The organism is Colwellia sp. E150_009 (assembly GCF_053543955.1).
Genome location: NZ_JBHFOM010000005.1, coordinates 75787 through 94707 on the forward strand (window position 1 = coordinate 75787; position 18921 = coordinate 94707).

Sequence of the window (18921 nt, forward strand, 5' to 3'; positions counted from 1 at the left end):
TACAATCGAAAATAAGTAGGCGGATATTTATGCTACATGGTGGGTATTAGTTAGAAAACGCAATATGCGCATTTCGGTTAGGTTGTAACGTGATTAGGTTGTAACGCATTACTCGGCAATTAAACCTGAATTAATCGCTGTAATATCTGCATCGGTAATCGTACCACCAGCACGTTTTAATAATAATACATTTTGAATATATGCATAACGATTTGATGATAAGTTACGTTTTGCATTATATAAATTACGCGTGCTATCTAATACATCGACAATAGTACGGGTACCAACCTCAAAGCCAGCTTCGGTAGCTTCCAAGGCTTTAGTGGCACTTAGTACCGATTGTTCAAACGCTTTAATTGCCGAAATATTTGCAACAACAGTGTTATAGGCATTACGTGTGGTACGAACAACTGAACGATGTGTTTGCATTAAATTTTGACTGGCTAATACAAAATTACTTTGTGCCTTACGTACACTACTTTCTATTGCGCCCCCTGAATAAATTGGCACATTCAATGTTACGCCTACCGAATAATCATTTAATGTTGGGCTATTAATGTTTACAGAATTCGTCTCTGTTTCATCATCAGAGTTGTTATAACTCGCATTAAAATCTAATGTAGGATAATGGCCTGCTTTGGCTGAATTAATAGATTGCTTCGCTATTTCAATGCCTACTTTTGAGGCAATCAGATCTAAATTTTTAGCTTCAGCGGCTTTTTGCCATTCATCAGCACTATTAGGGGTTGGTGCTGAAGTGCTAAAACGCTCAGTATTTAACACATTCAAATTTTTAGGGTACGTATTGGTAATAACACGTAATTCTTCTTCAGCACTAAAAATAGCATTTTCAGCGCGAATTTCTTCAGTAACGGCATTATCATATTGAGCTTGTGCTTCATGTACATCAGTGATGGCCGTTAAACCCACAGAGAAACGTTGTTTAGTTTGTTCTAGCTGACGCGCAATAGCTGCTTTTTCTGCTTTAGCAAAAGTTAAATCATCTTTGGTGCTTAATAAAGCAAAATAGGCTTGAGTAACACGCACAATTAAATCTTGTTTTGCTACTTGGTAAGATAAATCACTTTGATGAGCTGTTTTTTCTGCAATACCTAAACGTAACCAAGTATCATGATGATAAAGTTGCATATTTAAGTTAGCGCCATAGCCTAATGAATTAAATTCAGTGGTTAATGTATTACTAGTATCCGTATCGTAGCTCTCTCTTTCACCATCAGTATAATTTGCATAACCACTCAGTTGTGGCAGTAATGCTGAACGCGCCTGAACGATATCTTCCTTTACTATGTCAAATTGTGCTTGCGCTTTTAATACGACGGTATCGTTTAGTAACGCTTGCTGATAAACTGATAATAAATCATCAGCTTGAGCATTTGTTGTAACCATTGCACTCGCAATAGCTATAATCAATGTACTTAATGTTTTTTTCATGAGTCTATCTTTCCTTGGGGGGAGATTTATTCCCGTATAATATAGCGATATAATATAACAATACTGTATCGTTTCATTTTTTATATCAGCTTATGTTACAGAAGTTTCAAAATTAACTAAATAAAATAAGTATTTGGTAGTGTAACAAATTATTATTGAAAAGAGAGTATTTATGCAAGATGATAAATGTAAATCTATGCCTATGCTGCAATATGATCAAAAGGACGTAACGATTACAGCAGTAAAAACAAAGTATCATGGTTTTTTTAAGCTAAATGAGTATCACCTTCAACATAAACTGTTTTCAAGTAAGTTAAGTGATGAATTTACTCGAGAAGTATTTGAACGGGGAGACGCGGTTGTTGTTGTGCTTTATGACCCCGTAAAAGATAACTTGTTGCTGTTAGAGCAATTTAGAACTGGTGCTATTCGTACGGGTGAAACACCTTGGATGCTTGAATTTGTTGCGGGTATGTTTGATAAAAATGAAAGCCCCATTGATGTTGCGGTAAGAGAAACTAAAGAAGAGGCTAACATTGCATTAGAGCCGTCAACCATACAACCTATAATGCAGTACCTTTCAAGCCCAGGTGGGACTAGTGAGCGTATTTATTTGTATTGGGCCCCCTTTGATAGCACCTTAGTATCGCCTGGTAGTATTTATGGGTTAGATGATGAAAATGAAGATATTTTGTTACATATTGTCTCACGTGTAGACGCGTTAGCATTACTAGAGGAAGGGAAAATTGCCAATGCTGCTACCGTTATTGGGTTGCAATGGTTAGCAATGAATTATCAAACCCTGTAGAGTGAATAAATAGCTGCATAATAGTAAATAGAAAAGGAACGAAGTGAGTTTTTTCCCAAACAGTACAGTAAATCGTAAAAAAAAATATCAACCTAACCTTGTTAGTTTGATGCACTTGTGTGCCAATAATTATTTATTATTATTGAAAGTGCAAGCCGACGAAACAGGGCTTGGGCAACAACGACATTTCTTTATTAATGATCACCTAACTTATGTTATAACCGTGAATGAAGTGACACGTTATACCTCGCTCATCACCTTTGAGCAGGTTAATACGAATACAAAAAAATTATTTTCAGATGCATTTCACCCTCGCATGAGTATTCGTTTATACCACGATGCACGCATGGCTGAAGTCATCAGTAGTCAGGATATTACGCAGGTGAAACCACGCTACGACTACCCGAATAAAAAAATGCATCAACAAGATGAAAAACAGCAAATTAATCAATTTTTAAATGAGTGGTTACATCTATGTTTAGCTCATGGTAAAGTGAAAGTAACTTTATGATTAATAAGGTTAAATTATGATAATCTCAAACAATACTTTTGTTGTTGCCCAATTTAGCGACTGTCACTTATTTGCTGATAAGCAAGCTACACACTTTGGTGCTAATGTGTGGCAAAATTTAACTAAGGTGTTAGCTGATATTAGCCAACGTAAAAATATTGACTGTGTTGTGTTTACGGGAGATCTTACTCAAGATCACTCTGAGCTTTCTTATCAACACTTTGTTCAGGCCATCGAGCAGGCAAAAATTTCCGTTCAAGTACATTTTTTAGCGGGTAATCATGACGATAGAGAACTACTGACTAAACACTTAAAAAGTCCTAACTTTGATACTCATAACACTATTAATCATGATGTTTGGCAAATACAGCTATTAGACAGTAAAAGTGATACGCCGTCGGGGTTAGTTAATCAACAATATTTACAAGCGTTGCCTGACCAAATGAGTGATAATAAATACCAATTATTGATGATGCATCATCATCCTATTAATGTAGGATATTACATTGATAAACATGGATTATTAGAACAAGATGTATTTTGGCAAAATATTGTTCAGTTAAATAATGCCAAGATGAACATTAAAGCCATTGCTTGTGGTCATGTGCACAGGGCAACGCATTTATCTCATTGTAATGTTGATGTGTATACTTGCCCTGCAACCTCAGTACAATTTGGTGATACGAAAGAAAAATTGGGCTCAATTAAGCCCAGTTATCGATTATTTTATCTAGCAAATAACGGTGAAATTAGTAGCGACATCATTTCTTTTTAAGCCGTTAATGTTGAGTGAGTTCTTATCGATGGAACTGGTTTGTGCTAGTAAATAGACACATAAACTGGCAGATATATCACCATAAATACCACGGTAGATTATTGATAATAGGAAAAGCAAAGATATAACATGCAAAAAAACATTCTTCATATTCATGGTTTTAATTCATCTCCGCAATCGTTGAAAGCAAAGTTGTCGCGCCAGTATTTTCAAGAACACTTTCCTGAAATTAATTTTGTTTGTCCGCAGTTAGCTAATTCACCTAATGAGGCCATTGCGCAGTTAACGCAAATTATTGAGGCAGCCAGTGATGAAGATTGGTACTTAATTGGCTCATCGTTGGGGGGCTATTTTGCGCATTACTTAGCTAACCAATATCAATTGCGTGCAGTTCTTATTAACCCCGCAATTAAACCCTTTACACTACTAGAAACCTACATCGGTGAGCAAACAAATACTTACACTAATATAACCTACCAAGTGACTACACAACACATGTTAGAACTTAAAGCGATAGAACAAAGTGCGCCATCATTTGACGATGAACAAAAAAATAATTATCTAATTATGGTACAAACAGGCGACGAAGTGTTAGATTATCAAGAAGCTGTAGACAAATTTCAGCACTGTCGTTTAATCGTTGAACAGGGCGGAGATCATAGTTTTATTGGTTTTGATCAAAAACTGCCGATAACGGCTGAATTTTTTCAATTAAGCTAAGTTTCAAACATACATAACAATAATGTTGATAAAGATAAACAAATCATGACAGACCAATATAATTCAGACTCTATTGAAGTACTCAGTGGCTTAGATCCCGTTCGCCATCGTCCCGGTATGTATACAGACACCACTCGACCAAACCATTTAGGTCAAGAGGTCATCGACAACTCGGTTGATGAAGCCCTTGCTGGACATGCTCAAAATATTAGCGTGATTTTAGACAACGATCAGTCATTAGAAATTATTGATGATGGTCGAGGAATGCCCATTGATATTCACCCTGAAGAAGGTGTTTCTGGGGTTGAACTTATTTTTTGTAAACTGCATGCTGGGGGCAAGTTTTCTAACAAAAACTATCAATTTTCGGGAGGCTTACACGGCGTAGGTATTTCAGTGGTTAATGCGTTATCAACCCGTGTAGACGTTTCAGTCAGGCGTGATAGCAAAATTTATGAAATGGCGTTTGAAAATGGCTACAAAGTAGAAGAATTAAGAGAAACGGGCACAGTAGGTAAACGTAACACGGGCACAAGAGTGAAATTTTGGCCTGATCCTAAATATTTTGACTCAGCTAAATTTTCAGTATTAAAGCTCACCCACTTATTAAAAGCCAAAGCGGTATTATGTCCTGGCTTAACCATTAAGTTTCATGATAAAACTGAAAATAAAAAATACGAATGGTGTTATGAAGACGGGCTAACAGACTACTTAAAAGAATCGGTTCAAGGCTATGTAAGTTTGCCAGAACAACCCTTTGTTGGCGAATTTACAGCCCAAAGCGAAGCGGCGAACTGGGCGGTAACTTGGCTGCCTGAAGGTGGCGAAAGTGTCGGTGAAAGTTATGTAAATCTAATACCCACGGTTGCAGGCGGTACTCATGTGAATGGCTTACGGCAAGGTTTATTAGAATCTATGCGTGAATTTTGTGAATTTAGGCATTTAATTCCCCGCGGCTTAAAGTTAACCCCCGATGATATTTGGGATAAGTGTAGTTATATTTTGTCCATCAAAATGCAAGATCCACAATTTGCAGGACAAACCAAAGAGCGCTTATCTTCACGTCAATGTGCCGCTTTTGTCACAGGCGTAGTAAAAGACGCCTTTAGTTTATGGCTTAATGAACATACCGACATTGCCGAACAATTAGCTGAATTTTGTATCAGTAATGCACAAAAACGTTTGCGTGCCAGTAAAAAAGTTGTGCGCAAAAAAATTACTCAAGGCCCAGCCTTACCAGGCAAACTAACGGATTGTGGCAGCCAAGACCTGTCACGCACAGAACTATTTTTAGTAGAAGGAGACTCGGCAGGCGGTAGTGCTAAACAAGCGCGAGACCGTGAAACTCAAGCCATCATGCCACTGCGTGGTAAAATTCTTAACACTTGGGAGGTTGAATCAGGACAAATACTCGCCTCACAAGAAGTGCATGATATTTCAGTTGCCCTAGGCATAGACCCTGACAGTGATGACTTATCAGAGTTGCGTTACGGTAAAATTTGCATCCTAGCAGATGCCGATTCGGATGGACTGCATATTGCTACGTTATTATGTGCGTTATTTACACAGCATTTTTTACCTTTAGTACAAGCAGGGCACGTATATGTAGCCATGCCACCACTGTATAGAATTGATGTTGGTAAAGAAGTATTTTACGCATTAGATGAGGCAGAAAAAGACGGCATTCTTGACCGAATAGAAGCTGAGAAAAAACGCGGTAAAGTCAATGTACAGCGCTTTAAAGGCTTGGGTGAAATGAATCCTCTTCAGCTTAGAGAAACTACCATGGACGCCAACACGCGTCGTTTAGTACAACTCACTGCGCTAGATGAAGAACACAGCGAAACCATTGAAATGATGGATATGTTACTCTCGAAAAAACGCAGTGGTGATCGTAAAGAATGGCTACAAGCAAAGGGGGATTTAGCGGTGGTTTAATAGTCTGGTAAAGAGCATAAATTTGCACCTAATTTATTAAAGCGGAAATTTAACTCTAGCTCAACCCTAAAGGGGAATGTACTTGCATTACCCTTTTTTTATAATCTGAATTAGTAATTCATTACTATGATATTCATTAATGAATAATCATAATTCACATCAACCTGTCAAATATAATTATATTTCATGGCTCGTAGTTGTTTTTCACGCGGTTGATTTAAATTTTCAGTCATAATATAGTTTGTAATTATAATTCATGAAGTGGTGCTTTATATAATCATTTTTCATGGTCGCTAATCGTTTTTCATGGTAAATCATCATTTTTAGGTGGGGAATATGGTATTAGCTAAACGCGCAAAGTTCTTCGATGAAGAAGTCTATCCAGAGCCTGAAGCTGAGCTGGTTGGATATGCTTGGCTTATCAATGAATTCCAACTAAGCGTTCCTGCCCCTAATGCGATATGCGCCATTGTTCCAGCTATAAATGCTAAACGAAGCAAAGGAAAATGGTTAATATGGGGAAGCCGTTATCAGCCTGACACGCATTGGTTTGCACAATTGACATTTGCGTTGAAATATGAAGGTGCTGATTTAGCAATTATGAAAAGCTTATTTGGCGCTTTAGCAATCGAAGATATTACTGCTTCAGTTGAAAATGAAATAACAGGGGCGTATAGCCGCAGAATTTGGTTTTTCTATGAATGGCTTACTGCGCATGTGCTACCCATTGAGGATGTTATTACTGGTAATTATGTTGACGCGCTAAATGAAGAACTACAATTTGGCTGCGCCAAAACCAAGGTTTCACGCCAACGAATAAATAACAACTTACCAGGTGTTAAAGGGTTTTGTCCTTTAATTAAAAAAACAGAGAAGCTTGTTCAGTATATAGGGGAAAACTTAGACGAAAAAGCGGCAAAAAATATAGGGGCTGTTCACAGTGGTTTACTTGCAAGAGCGGCTGCTTTTTTACTGCTTTCAGACTCTAAGGCTTCATATACCATTGAAGGAGAAGCGCCTCCTCATAATCGTATAGAGCGATGGGGGAAAATTATTGGTCAAGCAGGCATGCAGCCATTAACCGTAGAGGAGATAGAACGTTTACAAGAAGTAATCATTTCTGATAGTCGATTTATCCTGCCAGGAATTCGTTGCGTTGGCGGTTTTGTTGGTGAGCATGATCGTGTGACCAATATACCAATACCTGAGCACATATCAGCAAAGCCAGAAGACTTAGAAGAATTATTAGATGCCTATCTAAATTCCTATGAACTAATGAAAGATTCAGGATTTCATCCTGTTTTAGCTGCTGCAATCATTGCCTTTTCGTTTGTTATTATTCATCCGTTAGAAGATGGTAATGGACGAGTTCATCGCTACTTAATTCATCATGTATTAGCTGAGAGTGGTTTCACGCCTAAAGGGGTTATTTTCCCCGTATCAGCAGTGATTTTAGAAAAGATAGAAGAGTACAAAGCCGTGTTAGAGCAGTTTACACAACCACGTTTGAAGTATATTGAATGGCAACCGACTGAAGATAACAATGTTCATGTAACAAATGAAACGGCTGACTTGTATCGATATGGAGATATGACACGCCAAGTGGAGTTTTTATTTGAGTGCGTAAAAGATACGGTAGACACTGTTCTTCCTGAGGAAGTCCTTTATCTAGAAAGATACGATGAGATTTGGAACTATGTAAATAATCGGTTTGATATGCCTCAGAAAAGCTTAAGTTTACTACTTAATTTTTTGCGTCAGAGTAATGGTAGGTTATCGAAAAGGGCTACAACTAGAGAGTTCTCTGCACTAACTGAGGCTGAGGTAAAAGAAATAGAGAGTAAATATCAAGAAGTGTTTTTACTTGATTAAGTGAACCATTTTGTCAGTGAGCAGTTAGACATGTATAAGAGATAATACTTACTAGCTGTTCAATAAATGTGCTAATCTTGATGCGATTCAGTGACGAATGGATAATGTTCTTTTAAATACAGCCAAGGATATAAGGCCCTCTATACAAAGCACTTTATTCCCATTTCAAAAGAAAGTAACCTAGATCACGTTTAGGATTATTTTATATGTAGGTACGATACTATGATCCAATTAACGTATATTTCTCTATCGTAACATGGCTAATTACATTCCTTACATAATCCTGACATAATCCTGACATTCCATTATATTAAGTTTGCAATACTTAACATTCATTAATATATGTGATGGAGTAAAGTATGAGACAATTTAAAATGATGTTTGCAGCTGTATTTTTAATGAGTACAATATCTGTAGCGAATGCAGTAGAAGATGATGGTTTTTTAAACCCAGTCGATTTAGATTTAAGGTATTATTTTGAACAAATTGATCGCTTCCCTGATCGTTTAGGTCTTGTTTGTTGGGCGTCATATGAGATACATAAAGAGGGAAGGCATTATGAGACTTTACCGTTGTTAAATATATGCGCTGACAGAGGTTTAGTTGTATCGATGTTATTACTAGCCAATATGTATGAATTAGGAATAAATAGTGAAATGCAACAAGAAGATGTCTCTACTTTATGGTTAAAGCGTGCTGCACAGACTAATGATAGCAGAGGGCAATTATACTACGGTATTGCTCTTCTCGAAGGCAAAGGCGTTAAAAGTAATCCCAGAATGGCAAAACAATGGCTACAACTTGCAGCTAATCAAGGTGATTCACACGCGAAAAATATTCTTTCAAACTGGCCAACGCTGTAAAGTTTATTCTGACTTAAATAATTCCATTAAAAGTTTAATTGAAAGTGTTTTTTCGGTGAGATGTTCATTCATATAGTTGTTTAGTGAAAATTAAATATGTTTAATTTATTATCTTTCTTATGAATATAGAGGTGATATGAAATTTATTAATTTATCAGCCTCTTATTTTTCTATAATCAACTTTTTGAAAAATAAGTTTCAATTATCTTCACTCTATAATACAGAAAATAGATGGGCAATATTGCTAGGTATTTTAGTACTGATCCCTTTTATCAGTGTTTCAATGCTAGGTTTGCATAATTATAAAATAATGGACACTGCGCGTGAGATTGAGCGTTTTGATAGATCTCAAATTGAGCTTAAAATTTTTGAACAACAACTTTATTTACAAGTATCAAAATTAACTCAATTTTTACAAAAAACAGTAGTGGATATGAATGTGGATGAGAGTAGTCGCTTTGCTGACGTTCGTCGTTTAGTAAATACTAATCCCTTATTTTCGCTTATTGTACCATTCTCTAAGGACGAGGTGGCCTTTGTAAGCAGCGAGCAAATGGTTAGTCATGTAGAAAAATCAATTCTTGTTGATACTTTAGCGGAAAGAATATGGGCAAAAAATTATTTACTTGAAAAGCGCGTTGATAGTATATGGTCGCCAGTAAGGTCAATTATCGGGAATGCTTACCTATATTGTTGGTTACAAAAAAGTGATAGTGGTTTTTGTATTTTGTTACCAACAGAAGAAGTATATAAAAGGTTATGGCAAAGCCAGCTTTTATTGGACGCAAATAAAAATATCCATGTTCAAGACTCTTTTATGCAAACTATTGGTGTTTATAATTCAGTTAATAAAAATTCTAGCTCTATAGTTAATATTAATGGTTTACAACTTAGTTTATCTGCATCCTTAGACAAGGAACAAAGTGAATTAAATTCAGAGCTTTGGCTTATCTTAGCGATGACATTGCCCTTACTGGGGCTAGCGATTGCTATTGCTTGGCTTATTTTTATTAATCATAGCAAAGAAACTAAAACTGCTAAAAAGCTACTTTACGGAACGCAAGAAATCGCCCACGAATTAAGAACACCATTAAGCAATATAAATTTGTATATTGGCTTAATTTTGCATGAAAATTTAACTAAAGAACAGCTAGTTTTTGGTGACGTAATAACTAATGAAATGCAGAGAATTACTCGGATTATTGACAACGCTACTGCTTTAATGAGAGGTCAACAGCCAGAACAATATGAATATGGTAGTCCATCAAACTTATTAAACGAACTGGCGGAACAGTATCGGTTATCATTAGCTGAATCAGGTTGTTTGTTAACAATAGATTGTAAAAAAACGAAAAATTACTTTTATCCAAAACATGCAACAGAGCATGTTTTACTAAATTTACTTAATAATGCAAAAAAATATGCTCCTGAACAACAGGTGACACTCGGCCTACGTTGTGATGATAATATATTGTCAGTATGGGTTAAAAACAATGTAGTAAATGACAGCACATTAAATTCGAATGACACGTATGTAAATCAAACATCGGGCTTAGGTTTAGGCTTAATTAGCTGTGATAGAATAGTGAAAAGCCTAGGTGGTAGCTTTGATTGCAGTATTACTAAAAATGGTCGTTGTTACACTGCATGCTTTCCATTAAAGGATGAACAGCCCAATGCTTAAATTAATTATTGTTGAAGATGACAAGTTTGCAAGGCTTGGTTTACATCAACTATTTAACCAAGAAGGTTACAAAGTTCAGAGTTATCCGGATGCTGAATCAGCTTGGCAAGCGTGTCAGCAATTAAATCCTGACATTTGTATTCTTGATCGTGCATTACCAAAAATGTCAGGAGAGCAATTATGTACTTTGTTACGAGGTAAATGGCCAAGTCTTCCTATTTTATTTTTATCTGGGAAAGGCGCAGAGTCTGAACAAATTGAAGGCTTAGAGTTAGGCGCTGACGACTACATAACTAAACCATTTAGCGTAAAAGAGCTTCTTGCAAGAGTTCGTACTATGTGTAGACGAATTCCATTGTTTTCAAAGCCATTAACAGAAAGTGGTTTTCAAATGGGAGATTTATTCATCGATACTACCCAAATGACCGCTTCACGTGAAGATACTTGTATCGTATTAACGGCACGAGAAACTTCTATTTTACGCCTTCTTTATAATATGGCTGGCAAAAGGGTTAATCGCGATGAGTTATTCAATGAATGTTGGGGAAGAGATTATTTTCCTAATAGCCGCTCTCTTGATCAATATATTTCCTGCTTACGTACGAAAATAGAACGTGATCCTAAAAAGCCACGAATTATAAAAACAGCTCGCGGTGTTGGTTATTGGTACGAACAATAACCATTTTATGGTTCGTACTATTTTCTTACATGAACCTGACACAAGGTATTTTTTTTCAAGTTATTGTAAATGAAACAATAAGGAGAAATAAATGTCAGAATCAAATACAAATCTTAGTCGTCGTAAAGCGATGGGAGCAATGGCTGGTATCGCTTCTTGCGTACCTTGTGCTGTAGCATTTTCACAAACAAAAACTCAATCGAATAACAACAAAGCAGATGATTTTCATCAACGAATAAATGACTTAGTTAAAAAATCATCTGCAAAAATTGTACGCTCGGTAAATTTTGAAATTACACCAAATGATCTTCCTTGGTCTCAACAAATAGGCCAAATAAAAGCGGGGCAATCTGTAACATTTTTGCTATCAGGCCGTTGGTGGATATCAAAAGAGCATAACTATTGGGTTGATCCTGGTATTGCTTTTTATGCCCGTATATCCGGCGGAACTATGTATAATCCAGCGAATAATACGGGCACCATGCTAGCGGATCGAGATGGAATACTCGAAATTGCTCGTACGATAGGACAATTTAAGAACCCTAAAGGAGAGCTTTTTCCAACAGAGGAGCAATATAAAGCAACAGAAGGATTAATTGAAGGCATTGCTATTATCTGGGAAGAAGAACCATTAGACGGGTTAGTGCAATTATCTACTGTAGGTGATGTTGATGGTTTAATTTTAGCTGAGCTAAACCGTATTCATTATCAAAAATTATTACCCGCAGGTTGGAGTTATATGTACATGTTTGGTGATAGTGGTATTTTTAGTGAAGGCTGTAATGGTGAACTAGAATGTAATACTCATAAAAATGTTGGTATTTTGCAATACGTCATCAATGCACCTTTAACAGAGGATCTTAAGCTTGACTGGAAATGGATAGTTGATAAATTACCGTCTCCAGTGGCTGAAGATCAAGTATTAACCCATGACTATCTATCAATTGCTGTAGAGTTTGATGATGGTAAAGACATCACGTATATGTGGAGTGCAGAATTGCCAGAGGGCACTGTATTCCAATGTCCATTACCCCGGTGGACAGAATATGAAACGCATGTAGTTCAACGTAGTGGCAATAAACTTATTGGTCAACAAGTTCTTGAGTCTCGTAACGTGTACAATGATTATCACAAATATATTGGGGGAACTGCTAGTAATATTGCGCGTATTTGGTTAATTGCTAATACTGTATTTATGCGTGGCGCTGGTCGTTGTTCGTATAGTGATATTGTAATAAGCCAAAATAATCAGAAAACAACGATCATTTAATATTATTGATAAATGAACGTCATTTCTAAATAGATGAAAAATAAGTAGGATATGAATGAAAAGTATTATCAGCTTATGTCTATGTGCTACTTTGTTGTTATCAGTGACAATAAAAGCCAATGAACTTAGTTATATCGCGTACATCGACTCTAATAAACGCATTAAATGCATGTATGGTTATGTAGCCACTAAAACTGGTGATCACCAAGCCGCGATTCAAATATTTGAAGACTGTATTGAACGGTGGAACGATGTGTATTCAATGATTTGGCTTGCGGAACTTTATGAATTGGGTGGTGTAGGGGTAGATAAAAATTCTTCATATGCTACGAGTTTAATGAAAAAGGGGGCTTTATTAAATGATGAAGCGGGTTATTCTAGCTTGGCACGGTATCACTATGGCACTGCACTTTATGAAGGGAAAGGAACAAAATCTGATCCTGAAGCAGCTAAAATATGGCTTCAAAAAGCAGAGTCTGAGGGAATTAGAGAAGCTGGTGAATATCTAAAGTTAATTAATATGTAGTAGTACAAAGTAGTTTTTATCGTTATATGGTGTATTCAACATAGTACTTCGGTAAAAGTGAATTAATTGTTCTTGCTAGCTTTCTTTGATAATGGCTTTATACTAGTTTTATCTTAATGTTTTTAGGTAATCAGCATTGCTTGTTAAATTGTTTGCAAAAAACTTTCTTATATTCTTTTGTTTTTTATTAGTCACTCAAATGAGCGTTATTGCTGCAATTCAAAATGAAGAAGGTATTGACGGCTTTGAAGAAGCGATTGTAAGTATTGAAAAACTAGTAGATAGCGATACGCCATTAGCGCAACTTCAATTAAAACAATATGGTGATCGCTTTAATGATTTATCATTAAAGCAAAAAATAACGTATCTAGATTTATTAACCGACATTTATATATTGCAAGGTCAATTTCATTTGGCGAAGCAAGCGACGACAGAAGGATTGTCGCTAACCTTGAACCTTTCAAGCCCTAGTTTACTGATTTCTGAATTACTTTATAACCGTGGTTTTGCTAATGAAAGTATTGGTGAAATAGAGCTAGCAACTAAAGATTATGAAAGCGGGTTAGAGTTAGCTAAATCGTTGCATGATAATGTACTGATTGCCCGAGGGTTAATAAATTTAGGGGCTATTTATTATTTAACAGATCGTTATGAAAACTCATTAATTGTTTTAAATGATGCTTACAATATTGCTAAACAAACTACCGATGAAAAACTTAAAGGTTCAGTAAACTCAGAGTTAGGCATTTTATATGCCTATTTGGATAGAAATAAACAAGCAATGGTATATTACCAACAGTCTTATCAACACTATAAAAATGCGAACAAAACAGTTTTATCTTTAACTTCATTAGTTAATATTGCGCTAAATTACTTATCTGAAAAACAATATGACGATGCGATTAAAGCGTTTAAAACAGTTATTGAAGAATCTAAAGAAACGGATGAATTTGCTCTCAACCAAATAATGTACAGCACTTATTCGGGGTTGTCGTGGGCTCACCTTAAGAAAAAAGAGATTAACCCAGAAGCCAGTTATCAATATTTACTATTATCTAAGCAATATTTAGCTGATATTGAACAATATGATATTGAACGTCAATATTATAGTGATGAGGCTTTTGTTCTGTCTGAATTAGAACGTTTTGATGAAGCTTTAGACAGTATTGCTAAAGTAGAAAATATTCTAGCTGCACATCCCCCGTTAGGACATATAAAAAAGCAAGGTCATATTAACCTTATAGATCTAAAGTCTGAGATTTATTTTAAGCAAGGGTATTATCAACAAGCATATGAACTACAAAATCAGCGATTATCATTAACCCGTGTGTTACGTGATGAGAAACATATGCAATCTGTTGCTGAAGTACGCTTAGCACTAGAGGCTAAAGAGGCAGACTTACAGAAAAAAGTATTAAAAAATAAACAAATGTTACAAGAAATATCTTTATTAGAAGCGGAAAAAAAGCAAGAACAGCAAAAATTATATTTACTGTACATTGCAGTAGTTGCTTTATTCTTTGCTTGGTTATTGGTTAAGTTAGTACAAGGCCAGCATAAATTATATAAAGCCTCTAAGTTGGATGAATTAACGGGTATCGCTAACCGCAAAGAGGTTATGAGAAAGGGAAGGAAACTATTTGAGCGAGCTAAGTCAAAAAATAATGATTTTAGTGTTTTGATGATTGATATTGATTCTTTAAAAAAAATAAATGAACAGTTTGGACACAGAGAAGGAGATCTTGTGTTGAAAAAAGTAGTGGAATTGGGTAAGGAGTGTTTGCGAAAAACCGATGTTTTAGGGCGTTTTGGCGGAGAAGATATTATAGTCTTTTTACCTCATACATCTTTTGCTAATGCAAAAATGATCGCTGAAAAGTTTAGAAAGTCAGTTGAAGTGTATGACTGGGCCAATAATCATACATCACAAGCATTATTTCATATCAATATTAATATTGGTGTTGCTAACAGTATTGATATTGTCAGTGAAGGAGGGGGGGATTTAGGTATGCTAATTCATAAAGCGGATGATTTATTGCACCAAGCTAAAGCTCAAGGTAGAGATCAGGTGTGTATTTAATGGTTAAATTGCTTGTGATACCAGCTTTTTTGTTTATGAGTTTAATTTGTTATGCTTCAGTAGCAGCATCTGTTGACAAAGAAGCGAAGAATACCCTGACTCAAGTGAATGAATTTACACTTCGTTCAGAAATAATAACTTTAGTAGAACTTGCAACAACTGCACCCAATAAAGCTCATAATATAGTAGAAGAGTTAGCGTCTGACACCTCTATTTATAATTATGCAGAACAGTACTTAATAGTGTTAGCACAAGCAAAAATAAAACAGGATGAAAATCAGCATGAAATGGTTATCACACTTATTGAACAAGCTAAACCATTAACAGAGTACATTGCTGAAAAACAATTAAATTTACCTATTTTTTCAGAGGCTTATTTGGTGTTAGCTACAAGCTATACCGCACTAAAAGATTATAAAAATGCATATCAAAACAAGAAGTCTTTTGTTGATCATTATAATGATTATAGTGATACAAAACGTGAATATGCTATTGAAAAATTAACTGATAAATATGAAGTGGCAAATAAAAACCAAGAAAATGAATTGCTTGCTAACCAAAATAAATTAAAAGCATTACACCTTAATGCGGTAAAAAAAGAACAACAAGATTTACAGAGAAAAATTATGTTAATTTTTTCTACTATTTTATTGTTTTTTTTATTGTTTCTACGCCAGTTTAAAGTAAGAAAGAAATTACTACTACTCAGTAAAACTGACAGTTTAACAGCGCTATTAAATCGAACGGGGTTATTTAAAGAAGGTAATAAATTAGTAAAAAAAGCGAAAGAAGAGCAACTTGAATTAAGTGTTTTGCTTTTCGATATTGATTTTTTTAAATTAATAAATGAGGATTTCGGTCATTCAGTTGGTGATGCAGTATTAAAGAAAATAGCCGAGCTTGTCAGTGAAACAATGCGTTCTCGTGATGTTTTAGCTCGTTTAGGCGGGGAGCAATTTGTCGCTATTTTACCCAGTTCTGACCTTGACCATGCGAAAGCAATAGCAGTACGAGTGTTAGAAAAAATAGCACAATATAATTTTAATAAGCTTGGTGTAAAAAGAACAATAACGTTAAGTTTAGGTGTCGCCAATATTAAAAACACTAACGCAGCGTTTGATGATATTTTACATGCGGCTGATTTGGCAATGTACCAAGCCAAAGCACAAGGACGAAATCAAGTAGTGAGTTACGAAAGTATTGTTGAAGATCAAGAAAGGCGTCACCGCTAATTTTTTGCATTCACTTGGCTATAAAAATCAGATAAGCTGTGTTTATGTAGCTATTTATAGTCGTATTTATCACTTTCAACTAAGAAAAATTGATTGCAGTTATAATTGCAATATTAATGTTTATGATAACAGGAAAACCATTGCATGTCTGATGTGCTCGAATATAGTCCAGACGGGGTAGAGCAGGTTCCCCTAAGACGCTTTACTGAAGAAGCTTATTTAAATTACTCTATGTACGTAATTATGGATCGAGCCTTGCCACATATTGGTGACGGTTTAAAGCCAGTACAGCGTCGTATTATTTATGCTATGTCTGAGCTTGGTTTGTCAGCAGCAGCCAAATACAAAAAGTCTGCGCGTACAGTTGGTGATGTATTAGGTAAGTTTCATCCTCATGGTGACAGTGCTTGTTATGAAGCAATGGTATTAATGGCACAACCTTTTTCCTATCGCTACCCTTTGGTTGATGGTCAAGGTAACTGGGGCGCACCAGACGATCCTAAATCATTTGCAGCCATGCGTTATACTGAATCGCGCCTGTCACGTTTTAGTGAAATATTACTTGCCGAATTAGGACAAGGTACGGTTGATTGGGTGCCAAACTTTGATGGCACAATGAAAGAGCCAAAAACGCTTCCGGCGCGTTTACCTCATATTTTACTAAACGGTATTACGGGGATTGCGGTGGGCATGGCTACTGACATTCCACCTCATAATGTACGTGAAATTGCTGATGCATGTGTGCATTTAATTGAAGAGCCTAAAGCGAAAGTTGCTGACTTACTAACGTATGTTAAAGGCCCTGATTACCCCACAGACGCTGAAATTATAACATCAAAAAGTGATATTGAAAAAATATATCAAACGGGGCGTGGTAGTATAAAGATGCGTGCTGTTTATGAACTAGAGCATGGTGAAATTGTTATTACTGCTTTACCTCATCAAGCATCAGGAGGAAAAATATTAGAGCAAATTGCTGGACAAATGACTGCTAAAAAATTGCCAATGGTTATTGATCTTCGTGATGAGTCAGATCATGAAAATCCAGTACGTTTGGTTATTGTTCCGCGTTCAAACCGTGTTGATACTGAACAATTGATGCAACATTTATTTGCTAGTACTGATTTAGAAAAAAGTTATCGCGTTAATATCAATATGATTGGCTTAGATAATCGACCTGCAGTTAAAAATTTACAGGAAATTCTATCAGAATGGCTTGAATATCGCAGAGAAACAGTGCGTCGACGCTTGCAATATAGACTAGATAAAGTATTGGCACGCTTGCACATTTTAGACGGTTTATTAATAGCTTATTTGAACATTGATGAAGTTATTGAGATTATCCGTAATTATGATGATCCTAAAATAGAATTAATGTCGCGTTTTAATTTATCTGAAATTCAAGCGCATGCCATATTAGAGATTAAGTTAAGACAATTAGCTAAATTAGAAGAAATAAAAATTCGCGCAGAGCAAGATGAATTGCGTGAAGAACAAGACTATTTAGAAAAAATTCTTAATTCAAAAGCACGCATGAATACGCTAATGAAAAAAGAAATCCTCGCCGCAGCTAAAGAATATGGTGATGATCGACGCTCTAAATTAGTAGAGCGTAGTGAATCTAAAGCGTTAACTGAAAAAGATCTTGTGCCAAGTGAACCTGTTACAGTTGTTGTATCAGATAAAGGTTGGGCACGGTGTGCTAAAGGGCATGATATTGATGCAACAACATTAAGCTATAAAGCTGGTGATAGCTATCTTTGTTCAGCCAAAGGACGAAGTAATAGTCCTGTCGCTTTTATTGATTCATCAGGGCGAGCATTTACGACAGATGCTCATACGTTGCCAACAGCAAGAAGTCAAGGCGAGCCGTTAACAGGGCGTTTTAATTTAGCCGCAGGTGAAAATTTTGTTCATTGTGTCATGGCAAACGACGACATGAAATACCTACTTGTGAGTGACGCGGGTTATGGTTTTGTTACTTCTTTTAGTGATATGATTAGTCGGAATAAAAATGGTAAGGCACTGATTTCTCTACCGCAATCTGCAAAAATATTAACACCGCAATTGATTGAATATATTGATACTGATGCATGTCTTGCTATTACTACAGAAGGGCGAATGTTAGTTTTTCCTGTGAAAAACTTACCTGTACTGAGTAAAGGTAAGGGTAACAAAATTATTAATATACCTTCAGCAAGAGCTAAATCTCGAGAAGAATATGTCACCTTACTTGCCATTGTACCAGAGGGGGCTTCAATAACCCTACATGCAGGTCGCCGTAAACTTACCTTAAAAGCAATGGATATTGATCATTACCGTGGAGAAAGAGGACGTCGAGGTAATAAACTTCCGCGCGGGCTGCAACGTGTAGATCAAATTGAAATTGAAGCTCCTAATATAATTTCTGACGAAAAATCTGTGGATGATTTATCAGCAAATGAAGAGGTAATGCCTAATGAGGGCTCTTTATAACAACAGAGTGAGCACTTAATCGTATTTTAATGGGTT

General features: G+C 36.0%; 15 protein-coding genes. 14 read left to right on the top strand and 1 reads right to left on the bottom strand.

What is annotated here, in order from left to right; all coding sequences use genetic code 11:
- Positions 1-108: 108 nt before the first annotated feature.
- On the bottom strand, positions 109-1452 hold the full coding sequence (gene tolC / locus ACE1OF_RS03860) for an outer membrane channel protein TolC (RefSeq protein WP_448892918.1): 1344 nt from the start codon (positions 1450-1452) through the stop codon (positions 109-111).
- 172 nt (positions 1453-1624) lie between these two features.
- Between tolC and ACE1OF_RS03865 the strand changes: the two genes are divergently transcribed.
- The 14 genes from ACE1OF_RS03865 (at position 1625) to parC (ending at position 18885) form a co-directional block, all read left to right on the top strand.
- On the top strand, positions 1625-2260 hold the full coding sequence (locus tag ACE1OF_RS03865; RefSeq protein ID WP_448892919.1) for an NUDIX domain-containing protein: 636 nt from the start codon (positions 1625-1627) through the stop codon (positions 2258-2260).
- 43 nt (positions 2261-2303) lie between these two features.
- Complete coding sequence (locus tag ACE1OF_RS03870; RefSeq protein WP_448892920.1) at positions 2304-2771, top strand: DUF1249 domain-containing protein; 468 nt, start codon at positions 2304-2306, stop codon at positions 2769-2771.
- A 16-nt stretch (positions 2772-2787) separates the two neighbouring features.
- Complete coding sequence (locus ACE1OF_RS03875) at positions 2788-3546, top strand: metallophosphoesterase (protein WP_448892921.1); 759 nt, start codon at positions 2788-2790, stop codon at positions 3544-3546.
- 129 nt (positions 3547-3675) lie between these two features.
- On the top strand, positions 3676-4266 hold the full coding sequence (locus ACE1OF_RS03880; protein ID WP_448892922.1) for a YqiA/YcfP family alpha/beta fold hydrolase: 591 nt from the start codon (positions 3676-3678) through the stop codon (positions 4264-4266).
- A 45-nt stretch (positions 4267-4311) separates the two neighbouring features.
- On the top strand, positions 4312-6204 hold the full coding sequence (gene parE / locus ACE1OF_RS03885) for a DNA topoisomerase IV subunit B (protein ID WP_448892923.1): 1893 nt from the start codon (positions 4312-4314) through the stop codon (positions 6202-6204).
- 336 nt (positions 6205-6540) lie between these two features.
- The gene (locus ACE1OF_RS03890) at positions 6541-8076 is read left to right on the top strand and encodes a Fic family protein (RefSeq protein ID WP_448892924.1); all 1536 of its coding nucleotides are present in this window, start codon (positions 6541-6543) and stop codon (positions 8074-8076) included.
- Between the two features lie 359 nt (positions 8077-8435).
- On the top strand, positions 8436-8939 hold the full coding sequence (locus ACE1OF_RS03895) for a tetratricopeptide repeat protein (RefSeq protein ID WP_448892925.1): 504 nt from the start codon (positions 8436-8438) through the stop codon (positions 8937-8939).
- A gap of 136 nt (positions 8940-9075) precedes the next feature.
- Positions 9076-10623 (top strand): sensor histidine kinase, encoded by a 1548-nt coding sequence (locus ACE1OF_RS03900; protein ID WP_448892926.1) that lies wholly within the window; start codon positions 9076-9078, stop codon positions 10621-10623.
- Entirely contained in the window at positions 10616-11302 is a 687-nt protein-coding gene (locus tag ACE1OF_RS03905; protein WP_448892927.1) for a response regulator transcription factor, read from the top strand. The genes ACE1OF_RS03900 and ACE1OF_RS03905 overlap by 8 nt, the downstream gene beginning before the upstream one ends.
- A gap of 91 nt (positions 11303-11393) precedes the next feature.
- A complete protein-coding gene (locus ACE1OF_RS03910; RefSeq protein WP_448892928.1) occupies positions 11394-12572 on the top strand; it encodes a DUF3047 domain-containing protein in 1179 nt (392 codons plus the stop codon).
- A 55-nt stretch (positions 12573-12627) separates the two neighbouring features.
- Positions 12628-13098, top strand: coding sequence for a tetratricopeptide repeat protein (locus ACE1OF_RS03915; RefSeq protein WP_448892929.1), 471 nt, complete (start codon positions 12628-12630; stop codon positions 13096-13098).
- Positions 13099-13297: 199 nt separating this feature from the next.
- Positions 13298-15178, top strand: coding sequence for a tetratricopeptide repeat-containing diguanylate cyclase (locus tag ACE1OF_RS03920; RefSeq protein ID WP_448892930.1), 1881 nt, complete (start codon positions 13298-13300; stop codon positions 15176-15178).
- A complete protein-coding gene (locus ACE1OF_RS03925; RefSeq protein ID WP_448892931.1) occupies positions 15178-16410 on the top strand; it encodes a GGDEF domain-containing protein in 1233 nt (410 codons plus the stop codon). Before ACE1OF_RS03920 ends, ACE1OF_RS03925 begins: the two co-directional genes overlap by 1 nt.
- A gap of 144 nt (positions 16411-16554) precedes the next feature.
- Positions 16555-18885, top strand: coding sequence for a DNA topoisomerase IV subunit A (gene parC, locus ACE1OF_RS03930; RefSeq protein WP_448892932.1), 2331 nt, complete (start codon positions 16555-16557; stop codon positions 18883-18885).
- The last annotated feature ends 36 nt before the right edge of the window (positions 18886-18921 follow it).